20 protein-coding genes are annotated in these 20,750 nt (G+C 55.8%); 9 read left to right on the forward strand and 11 right to left on the reverse strand.

The genetic code is table 11. The features are described 5' to 3' along the window. Positions 1–18 precede the first annotated feature (18 nt). Both BKP64_RS06145 and BKP64_RS06150 read left to right on the forward strand, forming a co-directional pair. On the forward strand, positions 19–1,011 hold the full coding sequence (locus BKP64_RS06145; RefSeq protein ID WP_227515518.1) for an ABC transporter substrate-binding protein: 993 nt from the start codon (positions 19–21) through the stop codon (positions 1,009–1,011). Beyond that, complete coding sequence (locus tag BKP64_RS06150) at positions 983–2,947, forward strand: ATP-binding protein (protein WP_099092549.1); 1,965 nt, start codon at positions 983–985, stop codon at positions 2,945–2,947. The genes BKP64_RS06145 and BKP64_RS06150 overlap by 29 nt, the downstream gene beginning before the upstream one ends. A gap of 43 nt (positions 2,948–2,990) precedes the next feature. Here BKP64_RS06150 and gorA read toward each other — a convergent pair whose 3' ends face one another. The 11 genes from gorA to gspE are packed head-to-tail and all read right to left on the reverse strand — an operon-like array spanning position 2,991 to position 12,842. Beyond that, complete coding sequence (gene gorA / locus BKP64_RS06155; RefSeq protein WP_070967360.1) at positions 2,991–4,352, reverse strand: glutathione-disulfide reductase; 1,362 nt, start codon at positions 4,350–4,352, stop codon at positions 2,991–2,993. 26 nt (positions 4,353–4,378) lie between these two features. Beyond that, positions 4,379–5,050 carry a GNAT family N-acetyltransferase gene (locus tag BKP64_RS06160; protein ID WP_070967363.1) on the reverse strand — a complete coding sequence of 224 codons (672 nt, stop codon included), beginning with the start codon at positions 5,048–5,050 and terminating at the stop codon, positions 4,379–4,381. A gap of 56 nt (positions 5,051–5,106) precedes the next feature. Then, a complete protein-coding gene (gene gspM / locus BKP64_RS06165) occupies positions 5,107–5,637 on the reverse strand; it encodes a type II secretion system protein GspM (RefSeq protein WP_070967364.1) in 531 nt (176 codons plus the stop codon). A 4-nt stretch (positions 5,638–5,641) separates the two neighbouring features. Further along, entirely contained in the window at positions 5,642–6,946 is a 1,305-nt protein-coding gene (gene gspL / locus BKP64_RS06170; RefSeq protein ID WP_070967367.1) for a type II secretion system protein GspL, read from the reverse strand. 2 nt (positions 6,947–6,948) lie between these two features. Beyond that, on the reverse strand, positions 6,949–7,959 hold the full coding sequence (gene gspK, locus BKP64_RS06175; RefSeq protein ID WP_070967370.1) for a type II secretion system minor pseudopilin GspK: 1,011 nt from the start codon (positions 7,957–7,959) through the stop codon (positions 6,949–6,951). Next, complete coding sequence (gspJ, locus tag BKP64_RS06180; RefSeq protein ID WP_070967373.1) at positions 7,956–8,696, reverse strand: type II secretion system minor pseudopilin GspJ; 741 nt, start codon at positions 8,694–8,696, stop codon at positions 7,956–7,958. The genes gspK and gspJ overlap by 4 nt, the downstream gene beginning before the upstream one ends. Beyond that, a complete protein-coding gene (gene gspI / locus BKP64_RS06185) occupies positions 8,696–9,070 on the reverse strand; it encodes a type II secretion system minor pseudopilin GspI (protein ID WP_070967376.1) in 375 nt (124 codons plus the stop codon). The genes gspJ and gspI overlap by 1 nt, the downstream gene beginning before the upstream one ends. Next, the gene (gene gspH / locus BKP64_RS06190) at positions 9,067–9,594 is read right to left on the reverse strand and encodes a type II secretion system minor pseudopilin GspH (protein ID WP_070967379.1); all 528 of its coding nucleotides are present in this window, start codon (positions 9,592–9,594) and stop codon (positions 9,067–9,069) included. The genes gspI and gspH overlap by 4 nt, the downstream gene beginning before the upstream one ends. A 6-nt stretch (positions 9,595–9,600) precedes the next feature. Continuing rightward, positions 9,601–10,068 carry a type II secretion system major pseudopilin GspG gene (gene gspG / locus BKP64_RS06195; RefSeq protein WP_269466073.1) on the reverse strand — a complete coding sequence of 156 codons (468 nt, stop codon included), beginning with the start codon at positions 10,066–10,068 and terminating at the stop codon, positions 9,601–9,603. Between the two features lie 51 nt (positions 10,069–10,119). Beyond that, entirely contained in the window at positions 10,120–11,331 is a 1,212-nt protein-coding gene (gene gspF / locus BKP64_RS06200) for a type II secretion system inner membrane protein GspF (RefSeq protein ID WP_070967381.1), read from the reverse strand. Positions 11,332–11,333: 2 nt separating this feature from the next. Further along, positions 11,334–12,842 (reverse strand): type II secretion system ATPase GspE, encoded by a 1,509-nt coding sequence (gene gspE / locus BKP64_RS06205; RefSeq protein ID WP_070967384.1) that lies wholly within the window; start codon positions 12,840–12,842, stop codon positions 11,334–11,336. A 163-nt stretch (positions 12,843–13,005) separates the two neighbouring features. On the opposite strand from gspE, the gene BKP64_RS06210 reads away from it, so the two are divergent. The 7 genes from BKP64_RS06210 to BKP64_RS06240 all read left to right on the forward strand — a co-directional run bounded on the left by BKP64_RS06210 (position 13,006) and on the right by BKP64_RS06240 (position 20,747). Then, positions 13,006–13,659 carry a type II secretion system protein N gene (locus BKP64_RS06210; protein ID WP_070967387.1) on the forward strand — a complete coding sequence of 218 codons (654 nt, stop codon included), beginning with the start codon at positions 13,006–13,008 and terminating at the stop codon, positions 13,657–13,659. 8 nt (positions 13,660–13,667) lie between these two features. After that, on the forward strand, positions 13,668–14,330 hold the full coding sequence (locus BKP64_RS06215; RefSeq protein WP_070967390.1) for a transglutaminase-like cysteine peptidase: 663 nt from the start codon (positions 13,668–13,670) through the stop codon (positions 14,328–14,330). Between the two features lie 107 nt (positions 14,331–14,437). Next, positions 14,438–16,042, forward strand: a complete 1,605-nt coding sequence (locus BKP64_RS06220) for an FAD-binding oxidoreductase (protein ID WP_070967393.1) — start codon at positions 14,438–14,440, stop codon at positions 16,040–16,042. A 2-nt stretch (positions 16,043–16,044) separates the two neighbouring features. Further along, positions 16,045–17,655: a glycerol-3-phosphate dehydrogenase/oxidase gene (locus tag BKP64_RS06225; RefSeq protein WP_070967396.1), complete on the forward strand. Its 1,611-nt coding sequence runs from the start codon at positions 16,045–16,047 to the stop codon at positions 17,653–17,655. Continuing rightward, entirely contained in the window at positions 17,645–19,204 is a 1,560-nt protein-coding gene (locus BKP64_RS06230) for an FGGY-family carbohydrate kinase (protein WP_070967400.1), read from the forward strand. The genes BKP64_RS06225 and BKP64_RS06230 overlap by 11 nt, the downstream gene beginning before the upstream one ends. 96 nt (positions 19,205–19,300) lie before the next feature. After that, positions 19,301–19,777, forward strand: a complete 477-nt coding sequence (locus tag BKP64_RS06235; protein WP_070967402.1) for a CBS domain-containing protein — start codon at positions 19,301–19,303, stop codon at positions 19,775–19,777. A gap of 175 nt (positions 19,778–19,952) precedes the next feature. Continuing rightward, entirely contained in the window at positions 19,953–20,747 is a 795-nt protein-coding gene (locus BKP64_RS06240) for a cyclic nucleotide-binding domain-containing protein (protein WP_070967405.1), read from the forward strand. Positions 20,748–20,750 lie beyond the last annotated feature (3 nt).

Raw genomic sequence — 20,750 nt, forward strand, 5'->3', positions numbered from 1 at the left:
CTGAAGCAAGGAAAGTACGTGACCCAGGACGGTATGACACGAATCAAGGACATCAGGCACGGTCGTCAGAGCGACTGTTTCTTTCGGAAAATGGTATTCCAGACTCTGTGTTGTCTGTTAGCGCTTGCCATGTCGTCGGCGTGTTACTCGCAGGAAACGCGGGACAGCACCGTTTACGTAGCGGGTTCCGGCAATACCTCGCTGGATCAGCATCTTTTATCCCTGCTTCAGCAACAATTGGGTGAAAACGCGAACCTGATTCCGGTGTCTGATGATCAGGTAGCAATGATCAGGGACACGCCGATAGTCACCATCGGACCCTCGGCGTTTTCCAGAGTGCGACAGGCCAATCGAGACGCCCCCATATTGGCGATGCTCGTTAAAAAAGACTTCATCGATGGCTTCGCCTCCCGGTCGCCTGGCCAGGTATCCGGAATATTCTATGATGTACCGCTGATCCGTCAGGCTGTCGCGGGGCAAGTCATTCTGCCCCACGCCACAAAAATTGCGCTATTGGCGACGACTGACTCCGTGGAGCTCTATGAGCCACTCATTGACCAGTTGGCAGCCTTTCGAATGACAGCGCGGATGTTTGTGGTGAACAGTGATGACGACCTGATTCCGACCCTGGTCAGGGCATTGAGTTATGGAGATTTCCTGCTCGCAGCTCCCGACGATGCCATCTACAACCCCCGCACGATCAAACACATCCTGTTGACAGCATACCGGCGCAACAAGATTGTCATAGGTCCCAGTCAGGCTTATGTCAGAGTGGGATCCCTTGCTTCGAACTATGCCCCGTTTTCAGCCATGGTCAAGAAGGCGTCCGGGTTTATCAAAGAGTACTATGCCAACGGTCAGTTACCATCGCCGGCATATCCCGACCTCTATCGTGTTGAGATCAATCGACAGGTAGCACGCTCTCTGAATATTCCCCTGCCCGAGCGAGCAGAGGTTGAAGCGGCCGTGAATGAGACGTTGAATGAGCACGGAGGGGCAGACGTTGAGTAAATTGCACTCCAGCCAGACTCCGCTATCACGCAAGCTACTGCTGCTGGGCGCCCTACCCGCAGTCCTTATGTTTGTCGTGCTGATGGCGTTTTTCACGTCCGCTCGTCTTGACGATGCTCGCCGCGACCTGTCCCAGAGCAGCCAAATGCTTGCTGATAGTCTTGCGCCTGCCCTGGAATACCCTGTGGTATCAGGCAATACAATTGCGCTTGAGCAGATCCTGGAGCAATCGCTGAGACGCAGCAAGGCAGAATGGATCCGGGTATCCGATGTGATGGGTGACCAGATTGGCTTTGTTTCCGAGACACCCGTTGAGAACCCCACTCAAGTCGGGCGTTACAGCATTTACGAGGCAGAAATACTCCAACAACCTCTGGAGCTGGATTCAGGAAGGCAAACCGAGTGGTTTGAACCCGATTATGGATTTGGTTCCGGCGCTCTCCGGGTCGGCACAGTGCAGGTAGGCGTGAGCACCGAACTCCTTGCCACCCGTCGCCAGGATATCTTGTGGACCTCCCTTGCGGTAGGCATCGCTCTGCTGTTGTTTACAATCATTCTGGTGAATCATTATCTGAATACCATTCTCTCACCCATCAGTGCGCTTACCGACCGGGTAGCAAAGCTCATCAACCGGGACTATTCCGAAGAACCCGTCAATAACCACAACAACGCCCGGGAAGTTGTGGAAATTGAACAACAACTGAATGAACTGGCCGCTCACCTGGACAACCTCAACTCCGCCCGGAATCAAACGCTCGCAGCCTCCGAAAGCGCCCGGGAGAAAGCAGAACTGGCAAATCACGCGAAATCCGAGTTTCTTGCAACCATGAGCCACGAACTGCGCACCCCGCTGAACGGAGTGCTTGGCATGATCGAGTTGATTCAGGAAGACAGCCTTACGCCACGGCAACGGGATTATCTCGTTACTGCGAAACAGTCCACGGAAGACCTGCTGACAGTCATCAGTGACATTCTGGATTTCTCTCAAATAGAAAACGGCAAGCTGGAGCTGGAAAATCAGGAGTTTGATCTAAAGAATCTGATTTCCAACTGCACCGCTACCTATCGCCATCTTGCGGAACAACATGGCCTTTCCCTGAGCCTGAACTTCTATGGAGAATGGCCTGACCAAGCCCTGGTAGCCGGCGACCCGGCCCGGCTACGGCAGATTCTTGCTGGCCTGATGGATAATGCCATCAAGTTCACCGGAGACGGATTCATCAATATTCAGGCAGGATGCTTCTCACTGGAGGATAACTGCATCATTCTCAACTGTTCGGTCAGCGACTCCGGCTCAGGCATTCCTGTCGAGCGCCTCTCGGACATTTTCAACTCTTTCGAGCAACTGGATAGTGGCCACACCCGACTCTACGGCGGGACAGGGCTTGGTTTGTCTCTGGTACAGCGGTTGGTTGAGCTTATGGGTGGCCATATCCAGGTAGAAACGGATCTTGGCAAAGGGTCATCCTTCCGTTTTGAGCTACCGTTTGAACTCTCAGCTTCCATTGCAAAGCCTGAACCGGAGCGCCCGGCAGCCAGAATCAACCCGGATACGTCCGCCCATGCCCTCGTTGTCGAAGACAATCTTGTTAACCAGCGAGTGGCGAGCGCCATGCTTACCCGGCTGGGATTTCATACAGACGCCGCCAGTAACGGTGAAGAGGCTCTCGAGCTGGTTAAAACCAACCATACCGGGTACGACGTCATTCTCATGGATTGCCAGATGCCGGTCATGGATGGCTACGAAACCACTCGACACATCCGAGAGTGGGAACAGGGTAACGGTCAGTCAGGGACACCGATCATTGCACTCACCGCGGACGTATTACCCGGCACCGAGGAGAGCTGTCGCGAGAGCGGTATGAATGATTATTTGGCAAAACCGGTAAGAAAGGAAAACCTCAGGGCCGTGTTAGGCAAGTGGATTCAGCTCTGACATTTTGGGAACAGCCCCTCCCTGGGCCCCTCCCGGAATCGGCTCAGGCTACCGGCTCCCTCATGGTAACAAACTCCTCTGCGGAGGTCGGATGAATCCCCAGGGTGGCGTCAAACTGTGCCTTGGTGGCGCCGGCTTTGATGGCCACCGCAAGGCCCTGGGTGATCTCACCGGCATCAGGCCCCACCATATGGGCGCCAAGTACTTTATCCGTCCCATCATCGACAACCAACTTCATCAGGCTACGCTCGTCCCGCCCGCTCAAGGTGTACTTCATCGGACGGAATTCTGACCGGTAAATTCGTAAACGATGCCCTGCCTCACGGGCTTCCTCTTCCGTCAAACCCACCGTGCCGATGTTGGGCTGGCAAAACACCGCCGTTGGAATCGCCGAATAGTCCATTTCGCCTTGCCCGTCACCGAACAGCCGGCGGGACAAAACCATTGCTTGAGCCAGCGCCACCGGGGTTAATTGCGGGGTGCCAATCACATCGCCGAGCGCAGTTATGGAGGGCACAGCTGTCTGGAAGTGGTCATCCACAACCACATGCCCGGATGCGCTTAACTGGACCCCCAGATCCGTCAGGCCAAGCCCATCGACAAGCGCTCTCCGGCCGGTGGCGGCCATCACCAGCCCGGTGTCCATGGTTTCTCCGTTATTCAGGTTGACCCGGTAATGGCCCCCCTCTGTTTCAATGGATTCAATGGTAACGCCGAACCTGAGGTTTACACCTTTTTTGCGCATCTCCTGCTCGGTAAACGTCCTGATATCGCGGTCGAATCCACGAAGGAACAGGTCCCCCCGGTAAAGCAAGGTGGTTTCTACCCCGAGGCCTGCCAGAATGCCGGCAAACTCTACCGCAATATAACCGCCCCCCCAGACAACAGCCTGTTTTGGTAATTGCGGCAGGTAAAACATCTCGTTGGACGTCAGGATGCACTCCTTGCCGGGGACATCGGGAACCACCGGCCAGCTCCCTGTCGCCACCGTTATATGATGCGCGGTGTAGCGCTGATCACCGACAACAACCGTGTGGTCGTCCCTGAAAGCCGCAGTTCCTTCGATCACTGTTACGCCGGCGTTTTCCAGCAACTTTCCGTAGATTCCGTTCAGTCGCTCTATCTCGGCGTTCTTGTTAGCAACAAGGGTCGGCCAATCAAAGCTGACATTCTCCAGCGGAACGCTCCAGCCATAACCGGCGGCGTCCTCCAACTCATCATGGACATGAGCCCCGTATACAAACAGTTTCTTGGGCACACAACCCACGTTGACACATGTGCCTCCCAGATACCGGGACTCAACAATCGCAACCCTCGCACCGCGCTGAGCGGACATTCTTGCCAGGCGGACGCCCCCGGAACCGGCGCCAATTACAATAAGATCATAATCCAGGTTGTCAGACACAGTGTCTCCTGTTGTTTATCTGGAATTCAGTTCTGGGCCGGGGCGGCCGCTTTCTCTTCAGGATAAACTTCCCTGAACAGCACGTGATCCTCAAAATCGCCCAAGCGGATCTTACCCAGGCTGCGGAAGCCCTCCGACTCATAAAATGGCAGATAACGGTTGTTCCCGGTATCCAGCACCAGCCCGCTGCCTCTCGGATTTTCCGAGCACAGTTTCTCAACCGCTTTCAGCAACAGCCGTCCATAACCACGGTTCTGATACTTGGGATTCACTCCCATAAGAGGAAGCTGGTGCGCCAGTGGCTGGGGCAACATATTCCGAATTTTTTCATGGTAATCAAGGTACCGCCGGGTCGATGCGAAACCGGTCGTAAGCACCATACGAATGCGCCAGCTCAACTGATCAGCCAGATTCATACGTAATTCGGGGTCACCAATAAAGGCCACAGCCACCAGGGTGTCATCAACCATTACACCTACCGCGTCCTGTTCCAGGCCGAAATACAGGTCAATCAACTCCCGGATCGTCGCTCTTACCCGCTGATCATAGCCGGCACGCCTATGGTCAAACAGATACTGGAACGTAGGTTCGTTCCGATAGGCGTGGTAGAGAATGGATTTGGCCTCGTTGGTCGCACCTGTATCCAGGCGAACGATGACCGGCTCGGGTTTGTTTTTGTTGTCGTTGCCGTCACTCATCACTTTCCTCTCCTGCATCAGTCCGGGGAGGCAGCCCCGGGAACTGTTGTTCAGTATCAGATCGTCAGTGTCAAACGCACAGAGACACGCCCCGGTTCACTGGCCCTGTCCATGGCTGCCTGGTCAATGATTATGCCATGATCACTTTTCAGTCCTTCGAGCCAGGCGGCCACGTCAGCAAAGGGGGCCCCCTCAAGCCATACACGAATAGCATCTTCTCCGCTTGGCTCAAAACGCTGCAAAGACAGCCCTGCATCGCGGGCCGAGCTGGTGACCAACGCCATGAGTGCACGACCATTCGCAGGCTTGTTCACCGAGCCGGTGTCTGAAGATCCACCGGCCGTCCCAAGCCGCTTGATCGCCGCCTCATTCGATTGCATCCAGGCCAGCAGTTCGCTCGCATTTTCCCTTGAGCTGGCCGCCTGATCATTGAACGCGGACACCGGCTGCCACACAGCGAAATAGAGAATTCCCAGAAAGATCGCAATCGCAAGCACGGTGACTGCCTGCTGATCCCGCCTGGGCAACTGATCATACTGGGCAATCAGTTTACCGACTGATGGCTGGTCCTTGAGTCTGGTTAACATGCCATCAACCTCCCGATACCGTCAGGCGACCGCGGGCGCCACTGGATTCATTCACCACCGATCCAATCTGTGCATCAAGTCCCTGACCGGCCAGGCCATTACGCAATGCACTCAGCCTGTCATAGGTGTCTGCCCGAACATCCACCACAAGTTCGCCCCGGGCACGGCTGTAGTTCACCGAATTGAAACTCACCGAGCCGGCCCCCGGTAACTGGGAGTACTGCTGGCCGGTGTATTTCATAAGCGTAATAAAATCCGCCTCGGGACCTTGAGAGCCAGCCACCCTCATCTGCCCTTCGAGCACTCTTCGAACCCTCCCCGCATTTGTCTTGCGGTCACCGGGGAACGCCTCCTGATAAATGGCCATGGCTTTTTGTTCCAGTTCATCCGCCTGTTGCTGATAATAAAACCCCATACCCACTTCCAGCGCCACCTGAATGGCAAACCATACCGCGGCAACAGCGATCAGGGGTTTCCATGGCTTGAACGGATTCGCTTTGTTCGATCTGGTCGAATAGCGTCCCTGGCAAAGGTTGACGGGCTGGCACAGGTGGAAATGATGGGCATGGGCCAGCAGCTCCAGCGGCATTAGCTCCAGCGCCTTGCGACTGACGGCAAGCCGGCCGGGAGCAATAAGCTCACTGATCGCCGTTTGCTGGATTTCAAACTCTTCTTCCGTGGCGTAAAGCGTCACTGGCACCTCGGCCACCACGTCATCGGAGGGCGCAACTGCCATGGTATGTGCAAACATACCCAGGTTGTCGGATTGCAGGCTCAGCCATTCGCCCCGGTCGCTCACGATTAACGCTGTTGCCCCCGCAAGGCAAATCGTCCATCCGCCATTGGTTATCGGAAGCAGTGCGGCATCCGGATACAGTGCGTCAAGCCTGACATACTCCCAACCGCTGAACAGTGACACCCACTGCGCCATCCGCTCCTGATCGATCGCGGCCACCCGGTAGCCTTCGTCGGTGTGGCTCCCGAGAGCCAGATGGATGGTATCAATGTCCTGGGCGATCTGCTCTTCAACCGCATAAGGCAGAGCCTGGTTGATAAACCGGCTTTGCTTGGCCGGAATGTCGGCGACGCAGAACAATGCCTCATCGCCGGGGATCAGGCCAATCAGCAATACATTATCGAGGGCGTTTTGTCCCAGTGTCTGCTCGATTGCATCACGAGTATCGCCAATACCACGCGCCTGGGCGTCCCCACTGGCATCGTGCAAAACCCAGTTGAAAAGTTGCGCTTCGGGGTTCTGGTCAGGATCCGTAAACGGAGGAACAGGCCTCACGTAAAGGCGATAAGACATGGTTATCCTTCTGAAATAGTATAGGGCTCTTTGGTGATTCTGTTTTTCTGTCCGGTATCCCTCTGGACTGTCCGGACCTCACCTTCCGGGTTACGGAAAACGGTGCTGACCATATTTACGACACGATTATCGTAGGTAATCCTTGAAACAACTTCAAAAAAACGGGTTTGCAGGCCTAGCCCTGCAGACTTTAGACCCAGACCGGAAAATTCCGGCAATGCCAGAAAGTCCTGAAGGTTTTCGAAAGGCTCTTCCTCCCGTTTTTCAATAATAGATGCTGCCTGGGCTTCCGTCAGTTCATCACTTAAAGAACGGATCACAGCCACCGTGGCGGTGTTGACGTTGACACCAACGCCACTCACCGGGAGCGCCGCAACATGAGGCGTCAGAGCCTGATAGGCTTCTTCGGTCATACCTTCAATGAGTCGCAACTCCGTGATGCTGACAAAAGGCTGATTGCCTGTACGGTACCCGGGATCCGCCATCAGGTATTGTCCGTCCTCGGCCCCATAGGCACTGACGGTCTGGTCATCAGTATCAATCCAGTCGATCAGGGAATCCACAGTGATCGTCGTGACATCCAGTGCCGCCAGAAGACGAGTCAGCCGCTCTTTGGTGAGGGTATCCACCTGACCATTGCCGGAAACCAGGTCATTAAGGTTGATCCGTCCGCCAAGGTCGTCAATCTGGACCTCCGCAACACCGTTGTCGTCCAGAGGAAGAATGGCAGCATTCGCGGCCCAGAACTCATCAAGGCTGTCCACCATCTGGTTGTCTTCTTTGTCTTCCTCGAAATCCGTCACCAGAATCCGACGGGCGAAGGCCTCGGCCCCCAGAGCAATACTCCCTCCCTGTTGCTGGGCAAGGTAGTGACCGGCTTTGAAGACCCGGATACTTTGCTGCTGGGTCATGCCGGCCGCCAGAATGACCATCAACGCCATGGCCAGCAAAACCATGATCAAGGCGACGCCGTGCTCACGGCGACAGGCGTGGTGGAGGCGCTGACCACTCATGGCTGGTTGCCCCCTTGCTCCGACTGTTCCTCTTCATCTGTCGGACTGCCAGCTTCGTTCGCCTGATTCACCACACTCTGAGCCTCTTCCGGATCAAAGTCTGGCAGGGCGAAGGTTCGTACCAGCGTTCCGAAGGTTTCGTGTTCGAGGGTGATTTCGACACCAATCGGTAGTTTTATATCAGGACGACTGCCCGGGCTCAAAGCTGCCAATGTCTCATCCGTGGGCCACTGGGGCTGCCAGTTTCGCTGACCGCTCAGGAACCGGACATCAAACGCGGTGACCCCCCTCAACAACAGGACATCTTCGCTATTGTCCTCCTGCCCCTGATCAACAGCAGCCCAATAACGCCGGCGCAATTCGCTGCCCGTAAATTCCCAACCAACCCGTTGCAGCTCACTTCGCCGGAGACCAAGCGGATTCCGCCAGCCCTGGTGCGTCAGCAACAGCGCGAAATCATCCTGCCGGGAGGTCAAGGCCGGCTGGAAATCACCGTAGATATCCCTGGCGGGACGATTGACAATCTGGATGATGTCCCGTTCGAGCAGCAGCATGGTGCGTTGAAGCCCATCAAAAGCCTCTGCCACATCGTTTACCCGATCCCTGGACCTGACCACTCCGTTAATCACCTGCCAGACCCCCAATCCTATAACCGCCGTTATGGTAACGGCGATCAGAACTTCCATGAGGGTAAACCCGCCTTGTCTGCGAACCGTTATGCGAGAGGGAATAGCCATCAGTTTTCACCGACGAATGCAGACAATGTATGCACCGGAACCGGTTCGGATCGGTCGCCACGATAACGGGCTACAGTGACCTCAATGCGCCGCATGGTTGGCTCGCTGGTCGCTGTCACCTTCGCCGTAACTTTCCAACGATAGGACCCGTAATCGGTATCCCGAGAGGTTTCTGATATCCCCGGCAGGTTTTCTGCGAGCCGAATCTCATTAATCCGATTATCGGCGATCCAGCCAGCAAGCGTTTTGTCCCGGATTCTCTCGTAACTGGAAATGTACTGGCTGCCAACCTGGGCTGAGGCCGCGGCGATAAGACCGAAAACCAGCAGTGCGACCAGCACTTCAATCAGCGTAAAGCCCTTCTCCCCCCTCACCGCTGGTCTCCGTCGCCGGGCCGTCGCCACTCCATGGGGGATACTCCATCAGAAGCAATCACATGGGCGTAATCGCTGTTTCGACCCACTGTAAATTCAAGTTCAAAGGGCGTCGTTTCACCGCTTGAAAAAAACACGACGTCGGGCAATAACTTGTCTTCCGCAGTGGCCAGCCTGGGTGCGTCATTTTCGATGAACCGGGTTGCCACCAGCCAGTCAGGAAAGTTTCTGGGCCGGAACATCCGCTCTCCTGAGCTTCTCCATTCGCCGGTCTCATCATGAAACGCCACGAACTGGTATCCTTCTTCCGTAAACTGCAGCCCCATTTCGAGGTTATTCAGAACCGCTTGCTCAGACGCGGTCTGCATCAGCAGGTAGAGCTCACGAATTTCATTCTCCAATTCCCGCTGTTGGGAACTGCCTCCCATACTGAACACGGCAAGCGCCGCCAGCAGCCCGACTATAATCAGGACGACCAGTATTTCTATCAGCGTGAAACCGGCCTGGCGGCTCCTTTGTCGCAAAACAGATCAGCCCTCGGTGTTCCAGACGCTGATATCAGAGGCGTCACCGTCCCCTCCTTCCTGGCCGTCGGATCCGTAGGAATACAGGTCATATGCTCCCTCGGAACCCGGGCTTATGTACTGGAACTCAGCACCCCAGGGGTCCTCCGGTACACTTTTGAGATAACCATCCGGGTTCCAGTTCTTGGGTTCCGGGCTACCGCTTGGCTTGGAAACCAGCGCTTCAAGCCCCTGTTGGGTGGACGGGTACTGGCTGTTGTCCAGGCGATATAGGTCAAGGGCACTCTGGATGTTCTTTAGCTGGGTTTCAGCAATCGTTACCTTGGCCTGATCACTCCGCCCCATGATATTCGGGGCGACAATAGCTACCAGCAGCCCGAGGATAACCATTACCACCATGATCTCGATCAGGGTAAAGCCGCGGCTGTCTTTCCGCTTTTTGATGTTTCGAATCTTCATTGTCTCACTCGTCATTGGCTTGGAATCCTTCCGTTTATTACACAGGTCCCTGAAATCCGGTTGCTACTAGCCCACCAGGTTGCTCATATTCAATATCGGCAACATGATGGCCATTACAATCATCAATACCACGCCGCCCATAACCAGCAGCATCATCGGCTCGAATAACCCGACAATCGCCGCGATCTTCGACTGCAGGGTGTTTTCCTGCATCCGGGCCGTGCGCTCAAGCATGCTGTCGAGTTCGCCACTGGCTTCACCACTGGCAATCATGTGCAGCATCATGGGTGGGAAGTAACCGGTCTGATCCAGGGATCGATGGAGCGACCCGCCCTCGCTGACTTTCCGTGCCGCGTCACGCAACTCACGGCGCAAAAAGTCGTTGGAGAGCACTTCCCCGGCGATGCGCATGGCCTCTACCAGCGGAACGCCGCTGGTCGTCAGAATACTCAGGGTGCTGGCGTAACGGGCCGTGTTTACACCCCGGACCATGCCTGAAAATAGCGGCAAGTGCAGGAGCCGTTTGTGAAATCGCATACGGAAACCCGGTTTGCTCAACGCAAACCGGAAGGCCAATAGGCCAATCACCAACAGGATGGCGACGTAAATACCGTAGTTTGCCAGAAAGTCCGAAACCGCCAGCATGGCCCGGGTCAGAGTCGGTAACTCCTGACCTTGCTTGAGAAACACCTCAATAATATCCGGAACCACATAAGTCAGCAGAAAAACCACGATCGCAATGGCGACAATACTGAGAATAATCGGATAAATCGCTGCAAGCTGGATTTTCTGTTTCGCTTCCTGCCGTCCCTCCGTGTAGTCCGCCAGCCGATTAAGCACCAAGTCCAGGTGTCCGGCATGTTCACCTGCCGCAACGGTCGAGCGATAGAGGCGCGGGAAGGCTTTGGGGAACTCGCCAAGACTGTCGGCCAGGCTGTAACCTTCCATGACCTTCGCTCGAATAGCGATCAGCATGCTGCGGATTCGGGGTTTGGCGTTTTGCTGCGCCGCAGCCGAAAGCGCCTGTTCAATTGGAATACCAGACTGAATTAACGTGGACAGTTGCCGGGTTACCAGCGCCAGGTCGGCGGCTGCCAGAGAGCCGCGGCTGCTGAGAGGGTTCGCTCGTGTCCGCTGCTCGACGGCGGGCTCAACAGCCAGGGGTGTCAAACCCTTTTCGCGAAGCTGCTGGCGCACAGCACGCGGCGCATCTGCCTCCAATACGCCCTGCTTCTGTTTGCCCCGGGCGTCCAGAGCCTTATACTCATACGCGGGCATGGTTACTGACTCCGGTGGGTGACGCGAAGAACCTCTTCCACGGTGGTCACACCGTCCAGAATTTTCTGCACCCCGTCAGCGTGAATGCTGGGCCCACGCAGGCGTGCTTCCCGCTCCAGATCCAGCTCGCCCGCCCGCTTGTGAATCAATGAGCTAATCTCTTTGGTGATTTCCACCACTTCGTAAATGCCAATGCGTCCCCGGTAACCAAGATCGTTGCAGTGGTCGCATCCGACCGCACGGTAAATGGTCGGGGGGGTGGACGGGTCCTTCTGAAGGAATTCACAATGCTCTGCCGTTGGCGTGTAGGGTTCACGGCATTTTGTGCAAAGTACCCTGACCAGCCGCTGGGCAACAATACCCACCATACTGGATGATATAAGGAACGGCTCGATCCCCATGTCCATAAGCCGGGTGATGGCACCCACGGCCGTATTGGTGTGCAGAGTGGATAGCACCAGGTGGCCGGTCAGACTTGCCTGAACAGCAATTTCGGCTGTTTCCAGGTCCCGGATCTCACCAATCATGACGACATCCGGGTCCTGGCGAAGAATCGCCCTGAGACCGCGGGCAAACGTCATATCAACTTTGGCATTGACTTGTGTCTGCCCAATACCCGGCAAGTTGTACTCAATCGGGTCCTCAACGGTCAGGATGTTACGGCTGCGATCATTGATTTCCTGCAGAGCGGCGTAAAGCGTGGTGGATTTACCAGAACCGGTCGGACCCGTCACCAGCAGAATCCCATAAGGTCGGTATATCAGCTTGCGAAGGACGGTAAGGTCACGGCCCTCCATACCCAAAGATTCAAGGCGAATGGCTCCGGCCTGTTTGTCCAGCAAGCGCAAGACTACTCGCTCCCCGCTTGAGGAAGGCATGGTCGATACCCGGATATCCACTTCACGGCCCGCAACACGGAGCGCAATCCGGCCATCCTGAGGAACCCGCTTTTCGGCAATATCCAGCTTGGCCATAACCTTGATGCGAGATACCAGCAGCGGCGCCAGTGCCCTTTTCGGTTGCACGACCTCCCTCAGAACGCCATCAATGCGGAATCGAACGACGAGCCGCGTTTCATAGGTCTCAATATGCACATCAGAAGCGCTGGTCTTGACCGCCTCGGTAAGGATGGCGTTGATAAGCCTGATGATCGGCGCATCGTCTTCCTGTTCGAGCAGATCCTCTGTCTCAGGAACGGAGTCCGCCAGTGATGCAAGGTCCATATCATCGCCGATACCCTCAACCATCTGCATCGCTTCGGCTGAATCATTCTGATAGGCAGCATTCAGGGCCTGGTCAAACCGGCTCGGCTCAATTGTCGAAAATCTGGCCTGGCCGCCACTGATACGGTTCGCCTCTGCCAGCGCCGAATGAGACGCACCTGGGCGAATCAGAATGACCGGATCACCGTTATCGGAACGCGTCAGAATAACGCCATTACGTTTGGCAAAGGTGAAAGGTAGACGGCCCAGCGGAGCATCCTGCTGCTGATGTTCAGTTTCTGTGGTCAAGGTCGTCCCCGTCGTGAAATTCTTTTCGATTCAATCAATTCTGAAAGGCTACCACAGGATATGGAACCGCTGAATAACTCTATACACTATACTGCCAATTAAACATTGCAGTCTGATAACCTGTGGGCTTTTTCCCGGCCCCCAATTGCATTCAGGATAATCAATGCTCCTAGATAACCAACGGCTTCCAATGCTTCTGGCGCTTGTTGCGGCAGCGGCCATGCTGAGTGTGACAGCATGGCAGGGTTATAGTTTCTGGCGCGCGGAAAATCTGAAAATGACCCAGGAAAGCACCGAAACACGCTCGCTGGCTCCGCCCCCGGGGCAACAGGTACCCCAAATTAACCTGTCCTCCCTGGACCTTTTTGGCAAGGCTACCAGAGGTGCGAGCGAAGAAACCATCGATACCGAGAATCTGCCGGAGACCAACCTTCGCCTGTATCTCCGGGGCGTGCTTGCCGCCAGTGGGGAGTTTCCAGGCAGCGCCCTGATTGAAGACGACAAACGTAACACCGAGGCCTACCTGGTCGGCGATGAACTTCCGGGAAACGCGACTCTCCGTTCAGTTTACCCCAACCGGGTCATCATCGAGCGTGGCGGCAAACTCGAAAATCTGCTGTTCCCCGAATCCGAAGACCGCTCGGGTATGTCCTTCGCCTCCAACATTGAGGAAAACGAACCAGCCTCCGCCGGGACTCAACCGGCCACCTCCCCCTCATCGACACCCGCCTCCGCGGTTGACCAGGATCAGCGTCGTGAGGAAATTCGCAGGCGCCTTGAGCAACTGAGGGAACGCCTTCGGAACAACAATAACTGAGGCCGGTGATGGTCACGGCTGCTCCCAGACTCAGACGCCGCTCCTCCCTGCTGCCTGCGCTCTTGCTCTTCACCGCCATGGTTGGTGCGCTGGAGCTTAGCAACCGGCTAATGAACTACGTACAGGAAAGATTTGGAACAGAAGCCCACCAACGACTGGAAAACTGGCAGCGCCTCCATGCACTGGCGTTAAACGCCCCCGTCGATCGCCAGATAAAGCTGGTTAACTCCTTCTTCAACCGAATCAACTTTGTCAGCGATATCCGCCATTGGGGAGAGGAAGATTACTGGGCCACGCCGGTGGAACTTCTGACCACCAACGGCGGCGACTGTGAGGATTTTTCCATTGCCAAATACCTCACCCTGAAATCCATGGGGGTGCCCGACGACCAGCTACGCGTGGTTTATGTCAAGGCACTGGAACTGAATCAGGCGCACATGGTTCTGGCCTGGTACCCCGAACCGGATGCCGACCCGCTCATTCTTGACAACCTCATAAATGACATTAAACCAGCGTCTCAACGCCCTGATCTTGAACCTGTTTACAGCTTTAATGGTGAAGGCCTGTGGATGAACAAGGCAGGCGGTCGACGCACTCGTATCGGTGAGGCGCAGAAGCTTTCACGCTGGCAGGAACTTAATAAACGGCTCACTGAGTCCCTGCGCCCCTGAACCGGCTATGGCGGTAAATGACATTCCCGATGGCGCCAAGCGACACCGCTTTACAGATCAGACCCTATAGAATGCCGGGAATTGGCTGATAATCAGGGAGTAACCGAATGCGACGCTGGAATGGCTGGGGCGATGACAACTTCACTATGGCTTTACCCGATCAGGGTCACGCATTCCTCGCAGACCGCATTGGCACCAGTCCGGCGCTCCCCGACGTTTCATTGTCGACGGTCTGCGACTCGGTGCCGCCTTCCCGGCTGCCTGCCGATAGCGATGCAGCCCCGCTGATTGATTGCAGTCCCGAAGCCCGGGTACGGCATGCCCGCGGCCAGAGCCTGGCCGACTGGCTCGCCATGCGCAGCGGAAATATCGGAGTGTTCCCGGATGGCGTCGCCCGTCCCCGGAACAGTCGGGATGTGCAAAAACTGCTTCGGTTTGCGAAAAGGCACTCGCTTCAACTGATCCCCTATGGTGGCGGCACCAGCGTGGCAGGACACATCAACCCGGTCAAAGCCGACAACCCGGTGCTAACGGTGGATATGAGCGATATGAACCGTCTGACAGACCTGAACCGGGAAAGTCAGATTGCGACGTTTGGCGCCGGCACCCCAGGCCCTCTGGTGGAGTCCCAGCTTCGTGCCCATGGCTATACCCTTGGGCATTACCCGCAATCCTTTGAACTGTCCACGATCGGCGGATGGGTAGCCTCACGCTCCAGCGGCCAGCAGTCACTGCGCTACGGCCGGATTGAGCAACTGTTTGCCGGCGGTTCCATTGAAACCCTTCAAGGCACGTGGGACCTGCCCACCTTTCCCGCCTCAAGCGCAGGCCCCGACCTACGGGAGTTCATACTGGGATCAGAGGGCCGCCTGGGCCTGATCACCGAAGTGAAGGTGCGGATCAGCCGCCTGCCAGAACAGGAAAGCTTCCACGTTTTCTTTTTTCCCGACTGGGAGCAGGCCCGCACAGCCTGCCGAAAGCTGGTTCAGAATCGCACGCAGCTGTCCATGCTACGACTCAGCAATGGCGCAGAGACCGAAACCCAGCTGGCACTGGCGGGTCATCCACGCCTGATTGGCCTGCTCGAGAGTTTCCTGTCGCTCCGTGGAGCTGGTAGCGGAAAATGCATGATGACGTTTGGCCTGACCGGTAGCCGCCATCAATGCAAAGCGGCCGTGAAAGAGGTCCGGCAAATCTGCTCGGAATATAAGGGCGTCTATACCGGCACCAGACTTGGTAAAAAATGGGCAGAGAAACGATTCACCATGCCCTATCTCAGGGAGGCACTCTGGAAAATGGGTTACGCCGTTGACACCCTGGAAACCGCCACCGACTGGGATAACGTCGATAACCTCCTCGAGTTGATAGAGAAAAACCTCCGCGACGGGCTAAAGGACAAAAACGAGTCAACGCACGTATTCACACACTTGTCCCATTTCTACGGTCAGGGCTGCAGCATTTACACGACCTACGTGTTTCGCGTCGCCGATACCTACGAAGAAACTCTTTCGCGCTGGAGAAGCCTGAAAAACACCACCTCCGAGCTTATTGTCCAGAACGGGGGCACCATCAGTCACCAGCACGGCGTCGGCAAGGATCATGCGCCCTTTCTTCCCGTGGAAAAGGGAGAGCTTGGCATGCTGGCCATCCGTTCGCTGTGTGCGACTTTTGACCCTGATGCCCTTCTGAATCCGAAAACGCTGGTGGAATGAATATGGCCGTTAACCGAGCAGCCGTACTCGCTGAGCTAAAAAGCGATAACCGGGACTTCGATGTCATTGTCATCGGGGGCGGCATCACCGGTGCCGGCGTCGCCAGGGAGGCAGCCGGCAGTGGCCTGAAAACACTGTTGGTAGAACAAAAGGATTTCGCCTGGGGAACCTCGAGCCGGTCATCCAAAATGGTTCACGGAGGGCTCCGCTATCTAAGCAGTGGGCATTACGCCCTGGCCAGGGATGCGGTGCGTGAGCGCCAGCGATTGCTGAACGAAGCACCGGGGCTAATTGAGCCACTGCGCTTTATCATGCCCCATTTTCGGCATCAGTTTCCCGGCCCACGGTTGTTCCAGCTACTACTTCGAATTTACGACCGAATTTCACGGTTTCGCTCCAGACAACTCCTGACCCCAGGGGAAGCCAGCCTATGGGTACCTGGACTGGCCTCCGACAATCTCGCCGGCGCCAGCGGATTTACAGACGCGGTTGCAGACGATGCCCGACTGGTACAGAAACTCATTGCCGAGGCGCGCCGGGATGGCGCCCTTTGCGTCAACTACGTCAAGGCGCTCTCAGTAGAACGCCACGGGGAACGGGTTACAGGCGTTACCCTCCAGGCCGAAGGGGAAAACCACCCATTCAGCGCATCGGGGCCGCTCGTGATCAACGCGACCGGTGTCTGGGCCAATCAGTTCCAACCTGCGGAACAGCCCGGCACGAAGATAACGATTCGCCCGCTCCGGGGCAGTCACCTTGTGTTGCCCTGGGGCCGCTTGCCGGTGTCCTGCTGTGTTTCACTGCTCCACCCCGACGACAAACGCCCCGTGTTTGCGTTTCCCTGGCAGGGAACCACTGTTCTTGGCACCACAGACCTTGATCACTCCGGCGATCTCAACCTTGAGCCAGCGATTTCACGGGCCGAAGTGGACTATCTTCTGGAGATAGCCGATCAACTCTTTCCGGGCTACGGTGTTTCGGAAAAAGACATTGTTTCGACCTGGGCCGGGGTGCGGCCCGTCGTCAGCGACGGGACCGCCAAGGCACCCTCCAGGGAAAACAGGGAACATGAATTGCGCGAGGAAAACGGGCTAATCAGTATTGCCGGGGGCAAACTGACCACCTTCCGCCTGATCGCCCGCGAGGCCCTTACCCGCGGGCTCCGAAACGGTAACACCACAAAGAAGCTGCGAGCGCCTGACCATCCGGTTTTTACCTCTGGGCCGGATATACCGAGGCCAGAAACGATCGGACACCTGACCTGGAAGCGCCTGAAGGGCTATTATAGCCATGATATAGAGCCGTTGCTCGGCTGCGGGCCACTGAATCCGGTCCATTCGGACAGCAGTGGCAATGACCTGATCTGGGCGGAAATCTACTGGGCCTGCAAGTATGAAGATGTTCAGCATCTCGATGATCTGCTGCTAAGGCGGACTCGCCTTGGGCTCACCGTCCCTGACGGCGCGGAGTCTCTGCTTCCTGAACTTCGGAGACACTGCCAAGCTCTGCTGGGCTGGGATGACGACAAGTGGCTTGGTGAACAGGCGCGTTACCTTCAAATCAGAAACAACGCCTACTCCCTGCCCGGCGGAGAGCAGACCCATGTCTCCTGATCCTCTGATTCTGGCCATCGACAACGGCACACAAAGCGTTCGCGCACTTCTTTTCGACACCCATGGCAACCTGGTCGGCAAAGGCAAACAGGAGATAGAACCTTACTTTTCCGAGCAGCCCGGTTGGGCCGAACAGCATCCGGAGTATTTCTGGGGTAACGTGGGCAAAGCCTGCCAATTACTCTGGGAAAACTCATCGGCAGCCCCAGACCGGGTAGCTGGCATCACCGTAACAACGCAGAGGGGTACGGTCATCAACCTCGATGCCGATGGCAAGCCCCTGCGCCCGGCCATCATCTGGCTTGACCAGAGGCACGCCAGAGTGACGGGGCCCGTGAAAGGGCCCTGGGGGTGGTTTTTTAAACTGGCCAGACTGGAAAACACGATTCACCGTTTCCGGGAAAAAACCCAGGCCAACTGGATTGAACAGAATCAGCCGGAAATCTGGCACAAGACACGCCATTTCCTGTTGCTTTCCGGCTACCTGAATTACCGGTTGACGGGCCAGTTCCGGGACTCAACCGGTAGCCAGGTCGGTTACCTCCCGTTTGATTATCGTAGGCACCAATGGGCCAGGCCCAGGGATTTCAAATGGCAGACCATGCCGGTCACGCGGGACATGCTGCCTGAGCTCGTAGAACCGTCTGAAACCCTTGGTAACCTGACCACTGAAGCCGCCCACCACCTCGGGCTTCCGGTGGGCCTGCCCGTCATTGCCGCGGCTTCGGACAAGGCCTGCGAGATTCTGGGGTCCGGCGGTCTGACTCCGGACGTGGGCTGTATGAGCTACGGGACAACCGCAACCATTAACACCACCAGCGAGCGTTATGTCGAGCCAATACGGCTGATGCCCCCATACCCCTCCGCACTGCCGGGCCGATACTCTGCAGAAGTGATGATTTACCGGGGGTTCTGGATGGTGAGCTGGTTCAAGCGGGAATTCGGTCTCCGGGAACAAAGAATCGCTGAACAGCGAGACATAGAACCGGAAGCGCTTTTTGACGAACTGGTGAATTCCGTTCCGGCAGGCTCCATGGGACTCATGCTCCAGCCCTATTGGTCGCCGGGAGTCAGGCAGCCCGGCCCCGAAGCCAAAGGATCAATCATTGGATTCGGCGATGTCCACACACGCGCACACATGTACCGGGCCATTCTGGAAGGACTGGCCTATGCCCTTCGGGAGGGAAAGGAAAAGATAGAAAAGCGAAGTGGCGTCAAAATCAGGACCTTGAGAGTCGCTGGCGGCGGTTCCCAAAGCGATGCAGCCATGCAGCTCACAGCAGACGTTTTTGGCCTGCCGGCCGAGCGCCCACATACCTATGAAACTTCGGGGCTCGGCGCAGCCATAGATGCATCCGTCGGGCTGGGACTGCATCCGGACTTCCCGACCGCCGTTGCTGCAATGACCCGGGTTGGAGATATCTTCTATCCGAAGCCTGAAACCCGGGCGCTTTATGAAAGGCTCTATTCAGAGGTGTACCTGCAGATGTACCCGCGGCTCCAACCGCTTTACCAGAAAATACGCGACATTACAGGTTACCCGAAGTAATGCCCTGAGCGCTCAGGAGCACAAACTTTGATCTGAATCACGAAAATACCATGAGGCGGATATATTCTGAACCAGTAGCCACAGGGAGGATGGAACATGCAAGTCGAAAATATAATGCACAAGGGTGCAAAAAGCTTTTCCCACAATGCGACGCTTGAGGAGCTCGCGAACGCAATGTGGACAGATGACCTGGGCATTGTGCCTGTTGTAGACGACGAGGAAAAACTCAAAGGCGTTATCACGGATAGGGACATTGCCATCGCTGCAGCACTGAAACATCGCCCGCTCTGGGACATCCGGGCCGATGAGCTGACCGGTTCCCAGTCGTGCCATTACTGTCAATCCGAAGATGATATTCACGCGGTACTGCAGGAGATGAGTGAGAACAAGGTCCGCCGCATGCCGGTTGTTGACTCAGAACAACACCTGGTGGGCATGGTAAGCCTGAAGGACATCGTCGATCACACTAAGGTCGCAGCCAAGCGACGGAAGGGTGACAGTCTGACGTCGGACGAAGTTCTTGAGACTCTTCAGAAAATTTGCAGGCCAAATGCATTGCAGGAAGTGGCCTGAGACGCTGGCACTCCTTTGTCAGGCTGTACTTTATAAAGCAGTGAGGACAGCCCGCTTATATCAGATTACCGGTTTATTAGAGATCGATATTGGTCGTATCTTTGGAATTCATCTATTTTTAAAGTTATACGTTTATAACCCGAATTTCATGGATTGATAACCGGCTGAAAACAATATGAGTATTGAACGGAGCAGTTGTAAGGAGTGCCACCAGTCCCATCACTGCATTGCAGCAAAGCTTTCAGAGGCAGTGCGTGGAAATAAGGTTAAAGATATTAGCAGGCATGAAGCCATCTACGTGCGGGGGCAGCGCATCTTTAGCCAGAGTGCCTGCTCTTCTGCCTGTTACATCGTCAAGAGCGGCTCTGTAAAAATCGTAAACGTAGACGCTCAGGGTAATGAACGAATTATCGGTTTTTACCTCCCGGGAGAGGTCTTCGGTTGGGAGGGCGTCTTCAGAGGAAGCTTCCCCAGCACTGCAATCGCCATGGAAAGAAGCATGGTATGCAAAATTCCAATCGAATACCTTGAGCAGCGAGCCAGCGCAAAGCCAGATTTTATACACTCCTTACTGAAACTCATGAGTCGGGAGCTTAATAACGTCGAACAGCTCGCGATTCGTTTAACCCGGTATACAGCGGAAGAAAGGATAATCAGCTTCCTTCTGGATTTGTCCCAGCGGTACGCCGACCGAAAACTTTCTGCGCTCTACTTCCGCCTCCCCATGAACCGGACCGACATTGCCAACCATCTGGGACTTGCAGTTGAAACCGTATCCAGGGTTCTGGGGCGAATTCAGCATGACGGAGACCTGACTATCCGGGGCAGAGAGCTTAAGATTCTCAACCACTCTCGTTTGCTAAGCAAAATCAGCGTGGCACCGAATACAGAGATCCGCTATATCAGCGAGGAAAATAAAACCAAGGTGTTGGAGTTGGATCCTAAATGCCTCAGTGGGACTAGCTTCTGAGTC

The organism is Marinobacter salinus (genome assembly GCF_001854125.1).
Classification (GTDB): Bacteria; Pseudomonadota; Gammaproteobacteria; order Pseudomonadales; family Oleiphilaceae; genus Marinobacter; species Marinobacter salinus.